Origin of the sequence: Streptomyces kanamyceticus (assembly GCF_008704495.1) — a bacterium.
GTDB classification, from domain to species: Bacteria; Actinomycetota; Actinomycetes; order Streptomycetales; family Streptomycetaceae; genus Streptomyces; species Streptomyces kanamyceticus.
Genome location: NZ_CP023699.1, coordinates 1,554,877 through 1,570,785 on the forward strand (window position 1 = coordinate 1,554,877; position 15,909 = coordinate 1,570,785).

Annotated in this window: 17 protein-coding genes; 13 read left to right on the plus strand and 4 right to left on the minus strand. The window is 68.1% G+C overall.

Translation table 11 applies throughout. The features are described 5' to 3' along the window. The first annotated feature begins 291 nt into the window (after window positions 1–291). The 11 genes from CP970_RS44745 to CP970_RS05875 are packed head-to-tail and all read left to right on the plus strand — an operon-like array spanning window position 292 to window position 10,584. Entirely contained in the window at window positions 292–681 is a 390-nt protein-coding gene (locus CP970_RS44745) for a hypothetical protein (protein ID WP_224058254.1), read from the plus strand. 10 nt (window positions 682–691) lie between these two features. After that, window positions 692–1,669 (plus strand): C40 family peptidase, encoded by a 978-nt coding sequence (locus CP970_RS05830; RefSeq protein WP_055545697.1) that lies wholly within the window; start codon window positions 692–694, stop codon window positions 1,667–1,669. 49 nt (window positions 1,670–1,718) lie between these two features. Further along, on the plus strand, window positions 1,719–2,057 hold the full coding sequence (locus CP970_RS05835) for a hypothetical protein (RefSeq protein ID WP_055545695.1): 339 nt from the start codon (window positions 1,719–1,721) through the stop codon (window positions 2,055–2,057). A gap of 3 nt (window positions 2,058–2,060) precedes the next feature. Next, on the plus strand, window positions 2,061–3,362 hold the full coding sequence (locus tag CP970_RS05840; RefSeq protein WP_224058263.1) for a hypothetical protein: 1,302 nt from the start codon (window positions 2,061–2,063) through the stop codon (window positions 3,360–3,362). Then, on the plus strand, window positions 3,343–4,992 hold the full coding sequence (locus CP970_RS05845; RefSeq protein WP_224058268.1) for a hypothetical protein: 1,650 nt from the start codon (window positions 3,343–3,345) through the stop codon (window positions 4,990–4,992). Before CP970_RS05840 ends, CP970_RS05845 begins: the two co-directional genes overlap by 20 nt. A gap of 3 nt (window positions 4,993–4,995) precedes the next feature. Next, a complete protein-coding gene (locus CP970_RS05850) occupies window positions 4,996–6,522 on the plus strand; it encodes an SCO6880 family protein (RefSeq protein WP_063806041.1) in 1,527 nt (508 codons plus the stop codon). Then, the gene (locus CP970_RS05855) at window positions 6,519–7,955 is read left to right on the plus strand and encodes an ATP/GTP-binding protein (protein ID WP_055545694.1); all 1,437 of its coding nucleotides are present in this window, start codon (window positions 6,519–6,521) and stop codon (window positions 7,953–7,955) included. The genes CP970_RS05850 and CP970_RS05855 overlap by 4 nt, the downstream gene beginning before the upstream one ends. Next, the gene (locus CP970_RS05860; RefSeq protein WP_055545692.1) at window positions 7,952–8,338 is read left to right on the plus strand and encodes a hypothetical protein; all 387 of its coding nucleotides are present in this window, start codon (window positions 7,952–7,954) and stop codon (window positions 8,336–8,338) included. The genes CP970_RS05855 and CP970_RS05860 overlap by 4 nt, the downstream gene beginning before the upstream one ends. Further along, window positions 8,338–8,607 (plus strand): hypothetical protein, encoded by a 270-nt coding sequence (locus CP970_RS05865; RefSeq protein ID WP_055545690.1) that lies wholly within the window; start codon window positions 8,338–8,340, stop codon window positions 8,605–8,607. The genes CP970_RS05860 and CP970_RS05865 overlap by 1 nt, the downstream gene beginning before the upstream one ends. 28 nt (window positions 8,608–8,635) lie before the next feature. Beyond that, a complete protein-coding gene (locus tag CP970_RS05870; protein WP_055545688.1) occupies window positions 8,636–10,084 on the plus strand; it encodes a type IV secretory system conjugative DNA transfer family protein in 1,449 nt (482 codons plus the stop codon). Beyond that, window positions 10,081–10,584, plus strand: a complete 504-nt coding sequence (locus CP970_RS05875) for a hypothetical protein (protein ID WP_055545686.1) — start codon at window positions 10,081–10,083, stop codon at window positions 10,582–10,584. Before CP970_RS05870 ends, CP970_RS05875 begins: the two co-directional genes overlap by 4 nt. 607 nt (window positions 10,585–11,191) lie before the next feature. On the opposite strand, the gene CP970_RS05880 is transcribed toward CP970_RS05875, so the two are convergent. The 4 genes from CP970_RS05880 to CP970_RS05895 form a co-directional block, all read right to left on the minus strand. Beyond that, window positions 11,192–11,941, minus strand: a complete 750-nt coding sequence (locus CP970_RS05880) for a DUF6082 family protein (RefSeq protein ID WP_055545684.1) — start codon at window positions 11,939–11,941, stop codon at window positions 11,192–11,194. A gap of 22 nt (window positions 11,942–11,963) precedes the next feature. Next, entirely contained in the window at window positions 11,964–12,659 is a 696-nt protein-coding gene (locus CP970_RS05885) for a DUF6313 family protein (protein WP_150493025.1), read from the minus strand. 86 nt (window positions 12,660–12,745) lie between these two features. Next, window positions 12,746–13,477, minus strand: a complete 732-nt coding sequence (locus CP970_RS05890) for a 5-formyltetrahydrofolate cyclo-ligase (RefSeq protein WP_224058269.1) — start codon at window positions 13,475–13,477, stop codon at window positions 12,746–12,748. A 22-nt stretch (window positions 13,478–13,499) separates the two neighbouring features. Continuing rightward, window positions 13,500–14,666 (minus strand): helix-turn-helix transcriptional regulator, encoded by a 1,167-nt coding sequence (locus CP970_RS05895; RefSeq protein WP_055545678.1) that lies wholly within the window; start codon window positions 14,664–14,666, stop codon window positions 13,500–13,502. A gap of 190 nt (window positions 14,667–14,856) precedes the next feature. On the opposite strand from CP970_RS05895, the gene CP970_RS05900 reads away from it, so the two are divergent. Both CP970_RS05900 and CP970_RS05905 read left to right on the plus strand, forming a co-directional pair. Next, the gene (locus CP970_RS05900) at window positions 14,857–15,300 is read left to right on the plus strand and encodes an ATP-binding protein (RefSeq protein ID WP_079043364.1); all 444 of its coding nucleotides are present in this window, start codon (window positions 14,857–14,859) and stop codon (window positions 15,298–15,300) included. Window positions 15,301–15,499: 199 nt separating this feature from the next. Further along, on the plus strand, window positions 15,500–15,898 hold the full coding sequence (locus CP970_RS05905) for a hypothetical protein (RefSeq protein ID WP_055545674.1): 399 nt from the start codon (window positions 15,500–15,502) through the stop codon (window positions 15,896–15,898). Window positions 15,899–15,909: the final 11 nt, after the last annotated feature.

Below are 15,909 nucleotides of genomic sequence, written 5' to 3' on the forward strand. Positions count from 1 at the left end.
TGTTGCGGCCCTTCAAGCCTCTGGGCCGCAACACCCGCTCCCTCACTTGAACTTCCTGCCCCAAGGTCGTGTTTCCGCATGCCTCGATCCACTCGCTTTCTGCCGATATCTGCCGCATTGTGTGCTGCGACTTCTCTGCCCGTCCTGGTGTCCGGCTGTGCCAGCTCGACCGGCGACGACGCCGGATCGACCGAATCTCGCCCGAACTCTGTCTCTGCGGGCATCACTGCCACGGCCGCGCCATCGGCGAGCGCCTCACGTGCCGCTCCGAGCACGACTGTTCCTGCGGACGTGCGCAAGAGCGCGCGGGCCTTCGCGACCGCCTACGCGCAGCATGACGCCACCAACGACGGTGACCGCTCGTACGCCGATGCGGGCGCCCGTGCGGCGAAGTTCTCCACCGGGGAGCTGAGGAAGGTTCTGGCCCAGAAGCGCGCCGGCCAGGACGCTCCTTGGGCAGCGCTGCGGTCCGAACAGGCCAGGCAGACAGTCAAGATCACCTCTGTTGTCGTGCCAGACGGCGCGCCCGCCGTCACTGCCTCGTCCGCGCTCGTGCGGGTCGGCTACACCCTCACGACGACCCCGAAGTCCGGTCCGGCGCGGCACAGCGGCGAGCAGCTCGCGCTCCGCCTGGAACACACCGCGCACGGCTGGGCTGTCGCAGCGCTGCCGTGGGCGTGACCGGGCCAGGATGAAGAAGGCCCTACGCATCACCCTCGGCCTGGCCCTCGCCATGGTCCTTTCCGGCCTCCTGCTGCTGACGGTCTTCGGTGGAGCCGGTGGCGCTTCCGCGGACGAGAGCGGGCCCGGTGGAGGAATCACCTCCGATTCCCCGGTGCCGGGCTGGGTCCGCCCGCTCATCGACAAGCACGCCGGGAAGTGCCCACAGGTCACAGCCTCACTACTCGCCGCCCAGCTCTACACCGAGTCGGGCTTCAACCCGAAGGCGAAGAGCCCCGTGGGCGCGCTGGGAATCGCCCAGTTCATGCCTGGCACCTGGGCCCAGTACGGGATGGACGGCGATGGCGACCACGACAAGGACGTCTTCAACCCTGAGGACGCCATTGCCGCGCAGGCCAACTACGACTGCGTTCTGGCGAAGGAAGTCAAGAACGTCGCCGGCGACTCCACGGACAACATGCTCGCCGCGTACAACGCAGGCGGCGGCGCTGTCATGAAGTACGGCGGCGTCCCGCCCTATCCCGAGACGCGTAACTACGTAAAGAACATCCGGGAGTTGGCCGACAAGTGGACCGATGCGGTCGGCCCGACCTTGCCCGCCGGAAAGGGCGCCGGGAGAGCCATCGCCGCTGCGAAGACCGCGGTGGGGTCCTGGTACCAGTGGGGCGGTGACTGCGTGTCGCCCTTCAAGGGACAGCAGGGCTGCGACTGCTCCTCGCTCACCAAGATGGCGTGGGCCGCAGCCGGGGTGAATCTGCCTCGGGTCACGTACGAGCAGGTCCACGCGGGCAAGCCGGTCAAGAGCGTCTCTCAACTCAAGCCTGGTGACCTCCTGTTCAGCGGGCCCGGCCATTCCGGCCCGGAACACGTGGGGATGTACCTCGGCAATTCCACGGTCATCGACGCTCCGCACAGCGGAGCCACCGTGCGGATCCAGGGGCTCGACGAATGGAAGCCCCGGATCATCGCCATGCGGCATATCGGCTAATTGCCAAACATCATCATTTATCAACTCATCACGCTCATAAGGAAGTTCCATGCACAACTTGCTTGCCAGTGCCGCTGACCCGTCCCTTCACACCACCCTCGCGGCGGGCGCCGACGTGGTGACCGGTGTCAAGCCGGACTGGGGCCCGTTCAGCAAGTTCGGCGGCACCTCGAAGGTCCTGCTGAGTGTCCTTGCTGCCCTCGCCATGGTCATCGGGGCGGCATGCTTCTTGATCGGGCTCGGCAAGAGCAAGGGCTGGGTCGGTGACGGCCACTCGACCATGGACTCCTCGCGCGGCAAGGGCATGATGGTGGGCGGCCTGGTGGTCGTCTTCCTGGTCGCTTCTTTCGGCACGATCTTCGCCGTCACCTACGCCATGGGCGTGTGACCCGTGGCCGTACAGACCCGACGAGGAAACGATCCCTCTCCACGAGGTACGTCCAAGGCGAAGTTCTGGGGCATCGCCGTCGGCGCGGTCGCGGCGCTGACCACCACCGCAATGATCGTGACGCTGGCCACCGGAGACGACTCGGCGCCTACTCACGTCGCTTCGCCGCAGGCCACACCCGAGCCGAAGCCGGGCAAGGCTCGCGGGCAGGTCACCAGTGGCGTGCCCGTCGGCTACCCCCGGACCGAAGCCGGAGCCAAGGCCGCCGCGGCGAACTACACCGTGATCAGCGGCAGCTCGGCATTCCTCACCAGCAAGGACGCACGCCACCGTGCCGTATCGGTCATGTCCGCTGGCAACAGGACGTCAACGGCCATGAAGGAGGCCGACCACGAGGCCAGACGGGCGAGGGCTGAGCTGAAGGGGGACAAGTCCAAGCTCGCCCCGCGCCACGTCATCGCCCGGACCGGCATCCTCTCCGCCCATACGCTCGGTGCCGATATCCACAAGGCCACGGTGCGCCTGTGGACAACGACGGCGCGAGGCAGCGCCACGGGGCATGCGACGCCGAAGGCGGCGTTCCGTTCGGTGACGGTCAGCCTCGTCTGGGAGCGCAACGACTGGAAGATGTCCGGGAGTTCGTCCAGCAGCGGCCTGGTAGCACCGGTCGATACCCGGCAGGCGACCAACGTCACGAGCGACTTCGCCGATTATGTACCGGCCCGCGCCTCCGATCCCGTCCTGAGCGGCGCCGAGACGAAGGACGGTCTTCCGGGAGCGTACGAACGTACCGAGCGGGGGGCCCACGCCGCCGCGACGAGTGCGGTGATGCTGCGCGGTGACCCGCGGTTCTTCTCGGACGCGGAGTGGCGGAACAAGATGCTGACCGCCACGACGGCGTCCAGCGTCCTGGGCACGGCCAAAGCGGACGCCGACTCGATGACTCAGCTCGTCGTGGAGAACCGGTCGCTCGGCGACGACGGCAAGACTGCGGATGGCGGGCTGCTGGTCACGCGGACTGCCGTCCTCGGCTCCCGAGCCGTGGCGTACTCCGGCCAGACCGCGAGCATGGAGCTGTGGACCGCCTCCGTCGGCGGGGTCGCGGGGAAGAACGAGAGCGAGCGCCCGCAGATCGGCTTCATCCGGATGACCGTCGACCTCATCTGGGCTGACGGCACGTGGAAGACGACGGCTGTCACGCCGTCGGAGCCGCTGGTGCCCTCCCCGCCCGCGGCGGAAGAAGCCGCTCCGGCCAGCAGCTTCGCAGATGTCGGAGGTGTCAGCGATGCGCCTTCGCTTGCGTGAGGACGCCCCGGGGCTGCTGGCCGTCGAGCGGAGCGGGCCGGGCCGTGGATGGGGGCGGCGTCTTCAGACGGTCGCCTGGGTCAACGTGGTCATCGCCTTCGTCTTCGTTCCGTCCGCGGTGGCCAACCCGTTCTGCTACATCCCGATGGTCTGCGAGGCCAAGGCGGCCATCGACTTCATCTCGGACCCGCTCGGCTTCCTGCTGCAGAAGCTCACCGAGGCCAACATCTGGTTCCTGCGGAAGATGCTGGAGCTGATCCAGAACACGACCAAGGTCGACCTGACAAGCCCCGGCTTCTTGAAGCAGTACGCGATCATCTTCGCTGCTTCCTCGCTGATCACGGCGGCGCTGTGGCTCGTCGCCGTCGCGAAGCGGGCGGTCCGCGGAGTTGCGCTCACCACGGCAGTCAGCGAGGCGATCGGCTTCCTCGTGCTCCAGTTCTTCGTCAATGCGCTGACCCCCGGTGCCATCGCGCTGTTGATGAAGGCGATCGACGAGGTCACGGCCGTGTTCGAGCCGTATGCCGTCAACAACTTCAAACCGTTCCTGGAGAACATCCTCAAGATCATGGCGGCGAGCCCCTCCGATGGAGTGGGTCAGCTGATCGTCGTCAACCTGATCATGATGGCTGGCGCGTTGTTGATGTGGGTCGAGATGCTCATCCGCGGTGCGGCCATCTACGTGGCCGTGGCCCTGGGCCCGGTGGTCAACGCCGGTCTCGTGGACCGGGACTTGTGGGGCAAGAGCAAGAAGTGGTTCGGCGCGCTCTTCGCCATCGGCCTGTCGAAACCGGTCCTGTTCGCCCTGCTCGGGCTGGGTGGAGCGATCCTCAGTGACTCGACCGGCAGCATGTCGGATGCCGTGTCCAAGACGCTGGTCGGCGCGCTGATCCTTCTCCTCGCCGTGTTCGCCTCGGCCACGCTCTACAAGTGGGTGCCCGCTTTCGGCGACGAGATGGCGCAGCTGCACCACGACCGGAAGGCCGCGCAGTCCTCCGGCCCCGCGTCGGTGGTGGACGGCCCCGCCCAGCACGCCAATCGCGCTCTGAACACGCATATCCAGGACTCGCTGGTCGGCGGCGGGAAGCCCGCAAGTAAGGCCTCGGCTCCGGCGGCCGGCGGAAAGGGCGCCCCCTCGCCGAAGGTCGGTGGTCAGGCCGGGACGGCGAGCGCCAAGGCCGCTTCCGGTTCAGGTGTTGCGGCCAGCGCGGCTGGACCGCTCGGTGCCGCCGGTGCTGCGGTCAAGGCCGGTGGCGACGCTGCGAAGAACAGGGCGATGGGATCCCCCGGAGCGCAAGGAGCCGATGCCTCGAGCGACAGCGGCGAGCAGTCCCCGGGCGCCAGTGCCTCTGGCACTCCGGTCGCGGCTCGTTCACGCGCGGCAGGTCCGGGCTCGGTCATCGGATCCGACACCCAGCCCCCGGGCGCCGGAAGCACTCCCGCCTCCAGCGGTGCTCCCGCTGCGGCACCCGGCCAGGGCGCCCCTTCGGGTCCGGTCGTCGCCCCGAAGGGCACCGCGTCCGCCCCGCCGCCCGCGACCGCGCGCCCCGCATCGTCTCCGTACTCGCCACCTGGGCCCCCGTCCGGCGCCGGAACGCCCGTCAAGCCCCCCACCAGCAAGGACCAGTGATCCATGTCTACGCGTACGTATCAGTTCGGAAAGCACCGGCCGACCGGCCTGGTGGGCCGCCGCGATCTCGGCGAACAGGTCGTGCTGGGCTGCGGAGCCGGTAGCGGCATCCTGCTGGGCTTCCTCTCCAGCAGTGCCCCGGTGCTGGCCGTGATCGGCATGGTCGTGCCCATCGCGTTGGCCGTGGTCGTGGTGTACGCGCCGTACCGGCCCAAGGGCACCTCGCAGCGGCGCACGATCTACCGCTGGTGGCGGATCAAGCAGTACCACCGCCGGGCCTTGGCCCGCACCGGCGGTGTCTGGGTCTCCCCAGCGGTCGAGGCCGGTGTACGCCGGGACGGCACTCCACCGGACGCGGCGCTGTCCGAGCCCGAGGGCGTCGCCGGGATGACGTGGGTGCCGGTGACCGTGCGCGGTCAGCAGGCCGTCGTGGTCCTTCAGCCCGCAGCGGGCTGCGTCACCGCGGCCCTGGAGGTCGCCTCGCCCGGTCTGGGCGGCAAGGAGGTCGGGGAGCAGGTCGTGGCCCTGGAGCGGTGGGGCGAACTGCTCGACGCGTTCGGCAATACCGAGGAGCACCCGGTCAAACGGATTCAGGTGCTCGCCCGGCAGATGAAAAGCGACCCGCACGCACACCAGCGGTTCGTCGCCCACCGCGACGAATCGGCGGCGACCGCCGGGGCGCCCCAGTGGCTCAGGGACTCCTACGACACGTTGGCGAAGGCCGTGTCCACCTCGGCGGAGGAGCACCGGTACTACATCACCGCGCACGCGAAGTTCACCCGCGACCTGGCAGCGGACGGAGCGGCCCGGGGCACCGGGGACGAGGGGGTGGCCGCCGCGATGGCCGCGTACGTGGAGGAGCTGTGGGCCCGCTGCGAAGACGCCGACCTCTCGGTGATCGCTCCCCTCGATGAGGGCCGGATGACCGCTCTCATCCGCAACAGCTACGACCCCGATCACGCGATCTGGGACACCGACCTGCCGCGCGCGCACGCCTTCCCCCGCAACGTCGACGTCCGCGACGGCGCGTTCGTCGCCACCCGGGCCGCGGGGACGACGGACAGCTGGTTCCACGCGACGGCGGCCGTCGTCTCCTGGCCCACCACACCTGTGGGCCCCGACTTCCTCTCGCCCCTACTCATCGGCATGCCGGACGTGATCCGGACCATCAGCATCACCCAGAACCTGGAGCCGAACGACAAGGCCGTGGAGCGGATGCTCGACGAGGACACCAACAACCAGGCCGAGATGCACCGTGACCGGCAGCGCGGCAAGAACGTGGACCCCCGCGACATGATCGCCGCCACCGCCACCGGCTCGCGCGGCATGGCCCTGGCCACTTCCGGCGCGGCCGGGTCCGCGGTCGTCGGATACATCACCATCTCCACGCGCAGCGCCGCCGCACTGGAGAAGACCAAGCGCACGACCGCCTCCCGGGCGCGCAATGCCCATCTGCGGATCGAATGGCTCGACCTTGAGCACGCCCGTGCCTTCGCCACGACGCTCCCCTTCGCCGGGGGCATCAAGTGACCGGCCTCCTCGACCTCAATCCGATGGCCCCGATGGACGAGACCGCGCGGCGCCCGCTGTACACCGAGACCACAACCAGCCAGGCCCTGTACCTGCCCATCGCGCCGCCCACGTTGGGCACGGCGGGCGCCGTCATCGGCCGTGAGCTGTACTCGGGCAAGGCGTTCATCTACTGCCCCTTCAGCGCCTTCGGCGATGGCCTGCCCGGCGGCAACATGATCGCGATGGGCGACACCGGCCGCGGCAAGAGCTCGCTCGTCAAGACCTATACCGCCCGGCAGATCCGTCTGGGCCGCAAGGTCGTCGTGCTCGACACGAAGGAGCAGAAGGAGCGGGAGGAGGGCGAGTGGGCCGCCCTGGGCCGCTCCCTCACCGGTAGGGCCCCGGTGAAGTTCACCCCGGGCGGCGGGGCGAAAGCCTCCTGCATCAATCCGATGGACCCCGCGATCGCGGGCAAGCGGCAGATCGAGCTGGTCCGCACGATCGTGGAACTCGGTTTGGGCAGGCCACTGGGTGAGTTCGCCGGGTCCGCCCTGCGCCTGGCGATCCGCCGGGCCCACCAGCGCGCGACCGCCGATAGCCGCTCTCCGGTGCTGGCCGATGTCGCGGCCGCGCTGCGGTCCCCGGACGCGACGGACGCCGTGGCCAAGAAGCGTTCGGAGGAGGAACTCCTCAACGACGGCCTCGAAGCCTCCTATGTCCTGGACCGGCTGTGCGGGACCGAGCAGGACGCGAGCGGCGATCTGCTCGGCATGCTCGACGGACCGACCAGTCTCAGCGTCGACCTCGACGCCGACATGGTCGTCTTCGACCTGACCAAGGTCCCCTCGGGCGGCGTCGCCATGACGATCCTCGTCGCGGTGATCTCCGTGTTCCTCGAAGAGGTCTGGCTGCGTCCGCTGTGCGAGTGCGGCGCGGAACCCAGCCAGCACGAGCGCAGGGTCGTGGACACAAGCTCGGGGGCCTGGGAACTCGGCGCGAACCCTGACTCCGGCTGCCACCGCTACACCCAGCGCAAGCGCATCCTGGTGTGCGAGGAGGCATGGCACATCCTGGGCACTCCCCAACTCGCCGCGCTGTTGGAGAAGTTCCTCAAGTTCGCCCGTGGCTACGGCCTGAGCTGCATCTTCATCGTGCACCACCTGAGCGACATCGACGACAGTCCCGAGACGCAGGCCGCGTTGAAGATGGCGGACACCGTCGTCGTGTACTCGATGAAGAAGTCCGAAGCCGAGGACACCGTCAGGCGGCTCGGACTCCCCGCCTGGACGGCGGAGCACATCATGCGCCTGCGCCGCGGTGTCGCCCTGTGGAAGGTCGGCGAAGTCATCTACCCCGGCGTCCAGCACCTGCTGACCGAAGCAGAGCAGCACCTGTGCTTCTCCAGCGGCTCCATGACGGACCTGACCACCAGCTCCCCGGATCTCGAATGAGTACGTCCGCGCAGCCCAGCCCCGACGCCACCGGCCCCGAGACGGAACACACCCCTGCCATGACGACCCTCGCCCTCGACCCCGCCGTGCTGCCGACGTATGGCCGCTCCTTCCGGGACGACATCGACCAACTGCACGCCGACTACCTCGACCTCGCCCAGCGCACCGCCCGGCTCGCCGCCCTGCTCGACCACGGCGACTACTGCGCCGCGGGCGGTCGCGCACGAGCAGCGGTCGGCGCCGCCTGGCGCGGTGCGGAGGAACTCCACGCCGCCTTCCACACCGCTCCGCCGCGCTGCTCCGGGCCGGACGCCTCGCTCGCCCGGCTGTGCGGCCGGCGGATGCGCTACCTCGCTGCCCGCATCGCGCGGAGGGCCGAGTAATGGCCTTCGCCTCGGACGCCCTGTCCCTCGCCCTGTATGCCATCGTCGCGGTCTGCGGGCTCGCACTGCTGGCGTTGCGGCACACATCGAACCGCAGTCGACGCAACGCCGGATTCGCCTCGAAAGCCCAGCTCAAGCGCCAGTTGTCGGCCAAGTCGGCCCTGCGGGCATCCGAGATCCGGCCGTCCCTGGCCGACCGTGACACCCGGTCCCGCCCGACCGCGGATCTCTCCCATCTCTCCAAACGCCCGCGCTCCCACGCGTCCTGACCTCCTCCCCCTCGTTCCGGAGCACCACATGCACCACACGCTCGACCCGCTCGACTTCGGCTACTCGCTGGGCGTCTCCCAGCGCCCCAAGGGCATCCCCCTGTACTCGCGGGCGGACAAGGCAACCCGCGTCATCGGCCCCATGGGCAGCGGCAAGACGCTGCGGTTCTTCGCCCCGCTCATCCGACGATGGCAAGGCCCGGTCCTGGCCACCTCGACCAAGCCGGACCTGGTCGAACTCACCCTGGACGCACGACGTCGTGCCGACCGCCCGGTCCTGGTCTTCGACCCGCAGAACATCGCACCCTCGCTGCCCCGCTTCCGCTGGCTCCCGATCACGGGCTCGCAGGACACGGAGGTCGCGATGATGCGGGCCAAGGCACTCGTGGCCGGGTCGCGCACCCCCGGCTCTGCAGCCCAGTCCTCCGAGGGCAGCGCCTTCTACAAGGGACAGGCCGCCAAGGTGCTCGCCGCGCTCCTGCACGCAGCGGCGCTCGATGGCGCCAGCCTCGACCAATTCCTGAAGTGGGCCCGGAAGTTCGCTGATCCGGCGCCGCTCGGCATCCTCACCGCGCACCCCGGCGCCGGTCCGGGCTGGGCGGACATGCTCCGCACCTCCACCACAGGTGACAGCCGTACCGTCGGCAACACCGCGGTCACCTTGGACGCGGCCCTGGAACCCTTCATGCACCAAGCCGTGATCGAGTCACTCCAGGGCAAGAGGGGCGAGGCGCCCACGGACTTCCGCGAGTTCCTCGACGCGGGCGGCACCATCTACCTCCTGGGCAAGGACTCCGAGGTCAACTCGGTCGCCCCGCTGACCACGGCGGTCACGGAAGACCTGCTGGACATCGCGGAAGCTCACGCCATCACCTCTCCTGCCGGGCGCCTGGACCCGCCACTCCTGGCGGCTCTCGACGAGGCGCCGAACATCGCGCCGATCCCCTCGCTCCGCCAGCGCGTAGCCGACGGCCGGGGACGCGGCATCACGGTCGTCTACGGCCTCCAGGGCTGGGCGAGCGCCCGGGCCCGCTTCGGCGAGGACACCGCCAACGAACTGGCGAGCTTCACCAACAACGTCGTCGTGTTCGGCGGGGCCAAGGACCCCGACTTCCTCAAGGAGATGTCCGAACTCTGCGGGCAAGTCGAACGGCTGCGTACGACGCGGACCACCACCAGCGGTGACCGTGGCGGCGAGTCGACCGCGACGCACGCAGTGCTGGAATCCGTCCTGCGCAGTGACGAGATCAAGGGCCTCGACGAAGGGTGCGCGCTCGTCCTCGCGGACAACCTGCCGCCGGTCATCACCCGCCTCGACGGCATGTGGACCTGGGACTCATGGACTGAGATCGAGGGCCACACACGGGACCTGCGCCAGGCGAACGAGACGGAGCGGCTACGACAGCAAGAAGCGAGGAGCCGACAGGCTGAGGCGCATGCGGCTGCCTGGGCGGACCGTCAGGACGTGTCGGCATGACCAACCCCTTGCCCCGCTTCGCGCCCTTCCCCGAGGCGCCCGCGCTGATCGCGGACTACCTCGCCGAAAGGAGCGCGGAGGAGTCGGTCGCGGTCGGCCCGGCGCCGTGGGACATCGGCGCTCTGACGGCCGAACTGCTCGCACCGCTGCCGGGCTGGCTCGATGAGGTGTGCCGCTGGCTGAACCAGACGTACGCATGGCAGCCGCAGCACGTCATCCCGCCCTGCTGGATGGATCACGAGCAACTGGCTTACGAGATTGCGGCGTTCGCCTTCGCCCGCATCGATGCCTACGACGATGCCGGGTCGGTGGTTCTCTGGCACGAGCAGTACGACCGCTTCCTCACCCGGATGAACAACGCGCTCGGCAAGGCCGGTGATGACTGCCGCGTGGGTAAGCACGACCCTCGTCCCGCACGGTTCGCGCTCGCAGCCTGGCCCTCTCGGGCCGAGGCCGTCACGGCCCCGGATGCACCCGCACACGCCGAGGAAACAGCCTGATGCAACCCGAGCCACATGTGACCTTCGCGCCGGATGCCCGCCACGGCCTGGTGGCAAGGAGCGGGTGGGAGCAGTCGGAGGTCCGGACAGTTCTGCGGGACCTCGGTTGGGAGTGGGAGGAGCACCTTCATGCACTGGCACCACCAGACGATGTTGCTCCCGCCGATGCCGGTGTTCAAGCAGCCCTCGAACTCCACCGGCATGGGCACCGAACGGGCTACCTTCAAGGCCCTTACGGCTCGATGCGCCTTCGACTGGGAGAGGCAAGCCAGGTCTTCACCAGGATGACCACCGCCCAATCGTCATCATCCACGACTGTGCACTCGCCTGCTTCCGAAGTGGTCACTCCGACCAAAGAAGCGACAGGCGCGCCATACACCGAGCGATACGGCGATCACGTTGGGCACAGCGGTAGGACTCCCGACACAAGGCTGGGGCCAACCCTCTAAGTGGAACGACGGCATGGAGAACGTCCAAGACATCAGACGCGCGACCCGTCTCTCCCGAACCACTGTCTACGAAGTCCTCCGCGCCGCTGATATTGATCCCGCCACGCGCGATTCCGAGCAGTGAGCGCCTAGCTGGATCGCAGCCCGTGGGCCGGCGGTCAGAAGTCCTGCTCGCCAGGGGGCTGGCCTACGACCCACCACTCGTCGGTTTCGGACTCTTCGAGGTCCCGGAGCAGGCTGTCAATCATGCTGGCTACTCTTGCTTCCGGGCTGTCGGCCGCCAGGCCGACCCGCTCGGCGCGGGTGACCTCCCAGTACTCCCGGACGAATGGGTTTTGTAGGAAGGCCCGCACGTGCACGAACAGGTTCTCCCACAGCACGGCGCCTGTGGCCCACGCGAGGACCATGTTTTCGTACATCGCCCGCACGTAGAGAAACTGGCGCTGCTTCTCTGGTGGCACGACGGCATCGCCAATGAACATGGTCGCTGCGAAGTAGGGGTCGTCCATGGCCCTGGACAGCAGCTCCATGCTGCGCTGGCCAGCCGCGATCAAGGCCTCTTGCCGGCGGGCCTCCCGCCGTTCGCGCTCCTCCCTCAGCAGCTCGCCCTGCCGCACATCCCGCTCCGCGCTCCGCCAGAACGGCGACCATGGGCGCCGCCCGGAGTCGGGTCGGCGCTGGCGGGTGCGCCCGGAGCGGGGCGTGGCGGTAGGCGGCTGCTCGACGGGCAGGAGCCGGTCCTGGAAGCGGGCCGCAAAGGCGCGCGCATCGGCTTCCGTTGGCTCACGGCGTAGTGCGACATCAGCTGTGGCGCGAGCGGCGTCCTGGATCACGCTGTAGGAGGCCTCCGGGAATGAGGTGCCGAGCATCCGCTCGACGACCCGGTCGGCCGACTCCTTGGGCGCCATGAGACCACCGTAGCGGTCGGGACTACGCCCGGTGGTTCTGATCGCAGACGAAGCACCGGTCCATCTGGGCTGCGTTGAACGCGGCTGCACGCGCGAGTCGTTCCGCCTCAACTGCGGCTTCCACGGGCGTGAGTCCTTCAAGTCGCGCCCAGTTGTCCGCGACGAACTGAACGGTGGCGCTCCAGTGCTCCTCAGCTACCTCGCGGTTCCTGGTGTGCGGGCCGGCGACGTACTTCTCGACAAAGCGGCGCCCTTCCCCGCCCTCGGCCTCCAGCTCGGCGAGCGACCGGATGCGGAGCCCCCGGTCGCGGTCGGGTTCCGGCGTCGCCGGTGGCTCCGGGTTGGCGACCCGCTCGCGGACCTGCTCTTCTGATAGCGGGCGACGGGCATCAATCTGGCGGCCCAGGAAGTAGCCCGCGGCGCCACCGATGATCGCGGGCACGAGCAGCCAGCCGGACAGGCTCAACACATAGGCGAAGGCCGAATGCTGGGTCTGGCCCGGGGCCGTCAGCCCGACGAGAACCTCGTACGCCGCGCGCCAGCCGAGGAATGCACCCCCTGCCGTATACAGCAGCACGAAGGCCAGCAGCCACCAGGGAGCTCCGGTGAGGAGCCAGTGCGCTGCCCGGTCAAAGAAGGATCGCGCGCCCATCCGGTTCCGCAGCCGCTGTCGGCGGCTGACGCCCGATGGGGTGGGCGGGTCCGGGGGCGTCGGCATGCCGTCAAGTTATCGGAGCTGGCGGGGCCTTGGGCTTCGAAGCCCGTGGGCCGGTTGCAATCCGGCTGTGGCCGATCCGCACCGAGTCATCGATCGTGCGCCGGAGCCCGTGCTGCAAGCACAGGGATGGACGCGATCTTGTCCGCGTCCAGATGCGCCCACACCAGTCCGGACGGTCGGTGGGGCGCAGGACAGGAGATGACTTCGTCGGGGGTGACGATCAGGTCTACACCGAAGTCGTGCTCAGTGGCTGGCAACTCCTCGTCGAGTACTTGGAGGGAGTGGACCGTCGACACGACGACAGTCCGGTCGCTGATGAGACCTGCTTCCATCAGGAAGGCGAACTCCAGATCCGAATAGCCCGCGCCCTTTCCGATGCGTACGCCCTGACGATTCACCGCAACGCTTCCGACAACAACCATGTCCACGGGGCCCAGTGCCGAGACACCCACTCGCGGCGCCACACTGGCAGCCACCTTGCTCGATGCTGCCTCGTTCGGCGATACGGACAGCTTCGCCGGATCGAGAAGGTAGAACGGCCGTGCGTCGGCGAGCTTCGGAACGGCCATGAACACCGTCTTGCCCTCGGCAAGAGCACGCGCCCGTGCGGGCAACTGCGCCTTGTCGGGCACTGCCTTGATGACTCGCGCGTCTCGCCAGGCCGAAAGTTCAGCGAGACGGTCCGCTGCGGCCTGCGAGCCGATGAAGTTCGGGATCCGGCCGTGCGTGGTGTCGTCGAGGGCGGCACCCCTCGCATCGAGCGTCTGCCAGACACGCTCGCGAACTCGTTGCTTCTCGGCATCCACCTGTGTGCGCACGTCGGGCTCCTTCATGCGGTGGTCACGTCGCTTCCATCAACGCCATGAGCTGATCCTGGGCTTCCTGAACCGTCAGCTCGTTGCGCCACGGACGCAGCTCTCGGGCGGCACGGAAGACAACGTTCATCCCACCACCTCCACGTGTGCTGTGCAGTTCGTTTACGGCAGTACTGAATGCGACGAGCGCCGCGTCGAGTTCGCCCTGCCGGATCCTGGCCAGGGCCAGATTGCCTAGGACGATAGCCCGCGACTTCCGCCGGTCGTGCAGCTCGTCCGCGGTCTGGGCCAGCAGCCGTTCGGCTCGGCGGAAGTCGCCCAGTGACAGGTAGCAAGATCCGGCGAGGCGGCTGATGTGCGTGGGCGAGAACAACTCGTGTGCGGCATCGGTGTCGTGACTCCGCTCCAAGTGCTTCTCGGCATCCACAAGGGCATGCTCGCAATCCCGCGCCTCGCCCAAGTACGCGTGCGCTTCTGCCGCGTGCAAGAGCGATAGTCCGGTGATGACGTGACTCGTACGTCGAGACGTGCGTGCGGCTTGGCGCGCTAGGCCGAGACCCTCCCGGTAGTTCGCCGCTCCGTAGAGGGCGACATAGGAGATGCGCAAGAGCGCGTGCCCCTCTGCGTTGGGGTCCCGCAGATGGCGCGCGACCTCCGCGCCCTCCAAGTAGTACGTCTTAGCTGTCTCGTGGTCATGTCGCTGGGAGGCGTCCCAGACGAGCTGCCCCATGAAGGTCGCGGCGTCCGCTTGGAGGCTTCGCATCTCTCTCTGGACTCGGCCCGCAGGTGCGTCTCCGGCAATGAACCCGACGGCGCTGGCGTGCTCAGCCGCGCTGGCCAGAAGCACGGCTGACGGCTCACGGTCATAGCGCTCACCAAGCTTTTGCATGTCATCTCGCAGCTCGGCGACAGTGGCGAGGTCGACGCTCGACGGATGCCGCATGGCGTACTGAGTTCGCTCGCCGACCGGTTGATCGTCGTCTGACGTGATGGCGAGAAGGTCGTCCAGTTCCTCAACGGTCACTTGGAGCAACTGCGCGAGGCGCGGCCTCATATAGGGGCGGGGCGCAGATTTTCCGGCAGCCCATCGCACGACAGTGGACCGCTCCACATGCAGTTCGTCCGCCAGAGCTTCGTGGGTGAAACCCACTGCTTTACGTCGGCGCTCCAGGCGGTGTCGTTTCAACGCCATGGGCTGGATCTCCCCGCCTTGTTCCTCAAGATGTCCGCTGTCACAGCATCACAGGTCATGCCCCAAGACGCCCCAGAGATGCCACATCCTCGCGCCATCTCTGCTCTGGCACCGAGATCCGCTTGGCGGTTCCGTGGACCCTCACACGGAGACAAGACCCCACGCGCACCAAGCGCGGACGGAGAACGTCATGTCAGCAACTCCACCTGAACTGCCTCAATTTGCCCCACAGCAAAGAACGTTCAGCCCCCATTCCGCATCTGTGGGTATGGCGCGGACGTTTGTCCTGAAGACGCTTACGGAATGGGGCGTGGAAGGTCGGTCCGAGGATGTGCAGTACTGCGTCTCGGAGCTTGCGACGAACGCCTTGATTCACGGATCCAGCGCAGCAGGGTTCTCGGTTCAGCTGAACATCGGTGACGACCTGATCCGGATAGAAGTAGGCGATCTCAGCGCGGAGATGCCGCAGACCGCCACCCCGGACTGCGAGAGCGACGGCGGTCGAGGACTACTCCTCGTCGCCTCCTTCGCTGACATGTGGGGGGTGGAACCGGACCCACGGGGCGGCAAGACCGTTTGGACCGAGTTCAAGGTTGCCGGTCTTCAACGTGTGCCGAGTGGAGCGGCTCTGTGACGTCTTGGAGGCAGACACGAGCGCCGGGCGCTGCGGCCCCGCCGACTGCTGGCCTTCCCGCTTCGATGGCCACGTGGTTCTGGGTCGAGCCCGCGCAGGACGGCAACGTCGCATTCTTGCTATTCGCGTACCGGCTAGAGCGACAGGCAGACGGGGCAGCGACCTGGCGCGTCCTCGCGGTCCCCGCAAGGCGGTCACGATGACTCTCTCCACACAGGCCTGCACCGAGCTGATGATCCGGCCGTACACCGTTGAGGACACCGTGGCGGGCCGACTGCTTGTGGGGCTACGACGCTCCAAGGCCAGGGACGGTGTGGACGCCGACGCGCTGTACGACGATCTGAACACCGTGCTCGATGAGCAACATCGGCCCACCTCGGCGGAGATCAGTCGCCTGGCCGACCGGTTCCGTCAGGTGACGCTCGTGCTGATCGAGCTCGTGCCGCTCACGGTCACGCCGTACCCGGTGGACGCGATGCAGCTCCTGATCGAACTGCGCGCGAACCAGCCGTGCCCCCAGCGCTCGCACCGACACATCCTGCGCTTCGCCCTGGCCATCGTCGATGTCCTCAACCTGATGGGAGATGACGCGCCATGAGACACGCCTCA